The 1,319-nt window shown below is 67.9% G+C and carries 1 protein-coding gene; it reads left to right on the top strand.

The features are described 5' to 3' along the window. On the top strand, positions 1 to 1,319 hold a 1,319-nt coding region (locus ACWC9T_RS41905; RefSeq protein WP_449826263.1), incomplete at both ends, for an AMP-binding protein.

Consider the following 1,319-nt stretch of genomic DNA (forward strand, 5'->3'; position numbering starts at 1 on the left):
CCTTGGCGCCCCAGGCGGTCAGCAGGGCGCGGGCCCGGCGGGAGACGTCCAGGGTCTCACGGCCGCGCTGTTCCACCTCTTCGCCGAGCAGGACCCGGGCTGCTTCGCGGGCCTGGCGGAGGTGTGGACCGGGGGCGAAGCGGTACGGACCGAGGCGGTGCGCAGGGTCCGCGAGGCGTGCCCGGGCCTGGTGGTCGTGGACGTCTACGGACCGACGGAGACGACGACCTTCGCCACCTGCCACCGCATCGAACCGCAGGACCCCACGCCCACCGTGCTCCCCATCGGCCGGCCGCTCGACAACACCCAGGCCTACGTGCTGGACGGCCTGCTTCAGCCGGTGCCGGTGGGTGTGGCGGGGGAGTTGTATGTGGGTGGGGCGGGTTTGGCGCGTGGTTATCTGGGGCGGCCGGATGTGACGGCCGAGGCGTTCGTGGCGAATCCGTTCGGTGGTGCGGGGAGTCGTTTGTATCGGACGGGGGATCTGGCGCGTTTTCTGCCTGATGGGAATGTGGAGTTTTTGGGGCGGGTGGATGATCAGGTGAAGATCCGGGGGTTCCGGATCGAGTTGGGTGAGGTCGAGGAGGTGGTGGCGCGGCATTCGGGGGTGCGGGGTGTGGCGGTGGTGGTGCAGGAGGAGGGGGCGGTGCGGCGGTTGGTGGCGTTTGTGGTGGTGGCTGGTGGGGTGGGGGGTGAGGAGTTGCGGTCGTTCGTGGGGGAGCGGTTGCCGGCGTACATGGTGCCGGGGGTGTTTGTTGTGGTGGACGAGTTGCCTTTGGGTCCGAGTGGGAAGGTGGACCGGGCGGCGTTGTCGGGGTTGTTGGGTGAGGGTCTGGGGGCGGGTGAGGGTGGTTTTGTGGCGCCGCGGACGGAGGTGGAGGAGAAGCTTGCTCTGGTGTGGGGTGAGGTGTTGGGGACGGGTGTTCCGGTGGGGGTGCACGACAATTTCTTTGCTCTGGGTGGGGATTCGATTCTGAGTCTTCAGGTGATTTTCCGGGCGAAGCAGTTGGGTCTGTTTTTTTCGGTGAAGCAGTTGTTCGAGTTTCAGTCGGTTGCGGCGTTGGCGCCGGTGGTGGAGTTGCGTGGTGGGGCCGGGGTGGTGGCCGAGCAGGGTGTGGTGACGGGTCGGGTGGCGTTGACGCCGGTGCAGCGGTGGTTCTTCGCTCAGGATTTCGCTGTTCCGGGGCATGTGAACCAGTCGGTGCTGGTGGAGGCGGAGGCGGGGCTGTCGGCGGAGCAGTGGCGGGTGGTGGTGCGGCGGGTGCTGGAGCAGCACGACGGACTGCGCACCCGCTTCTTCCAGGAGGACGGCACGTGGC

It is taken from the genome of Kitasatospora sp. NPDC001159 (assembly GCF_053598235.1).